This is a genomic window from Streptomyces murinus (genome assembly GCF_002154555.1).
GTDB classification, from domain to species: Bacteria; Actinomycetota; Actinomycetes; order Streptomycetales; family Streptomycetaceae; genus Streptomyces; species Streptomyces murinus.
Map to the genome: position 1 here is coordinate 1 of NZ_MUNF01001080.1, position 683 is coordinate 683.

Genomic DNA, 683 nt, shown 5'->3' on the forward strand with positions numbered 1-683 from the left:
CGCCCATCGCCACGTTCAGGATGACGAAGAAGCCGTGGTTCGTGGCGTTGGTCCAGGTGGCCGCGTCCATCTGATTCGCCGTGACCGTCTGGTAGTTGACGCCGTCGACGAAGAAGCGGATCGCCTCGGGGCTGACCGAGCGGTCCCACTCCATGGTGTAGGTGTGGAAGCCCGACTGGCAGGTGGTGTTCGGACAGGCGGTCGAGTTGCCGATGCCGCTGGTCTCGTTGCAGGGCCCGCCGGGGCTGGTCCCGCAGTGCATGGTGGCCCAGGTCTTGTTCAGGCCCTGGACGTTCTCCATGATGTCCAGCTCGCCTACGCCGGGCCAGTTCTGGTAGTTGCCGCGGAAGGGCGCGCCCAGCATCCAGAACGCGGGCCAGTACCCGGCGGCCGCGTCCCCGGTCACGTTCGGCATCTGGAGGCGCGTCTCGACGCGCAGCTTGCCGCCGACCGGGGGCTGGAAGTCGGTGCGGGTGGTCTCGATCCGGCCGGAGGTCCAGTTGCCGGACGCGTCACGGCGCGGGGTGATGAGCAGATCGCCGCTGCCGTCCAGGGAGACATTACTGGTGCTCGACGTCATCGACTCGACCTCGCCGGTGCCCCAGTTGCCTGCCCCGCCGGGATACGAAGTGCCGGTGTCGAACTGCCAGTTGGAGGCGTTGACGCTGCTTCCGGCCGCGCCG

1 protein-coding gene is annotated in these 683 nt (G+C 68.2%); it reads right to left on the reverse strand.

Features of this window, described 5'->3' with window-relative positions:
* Nucleotides 1–683: glycoside hydrolase family 16 protein (locus tag CCN72_RS37775; RefSeq protein ID WP_143664375.1), on the reverse strand; the 683-nt coding region annotated here is incomplete at both ends.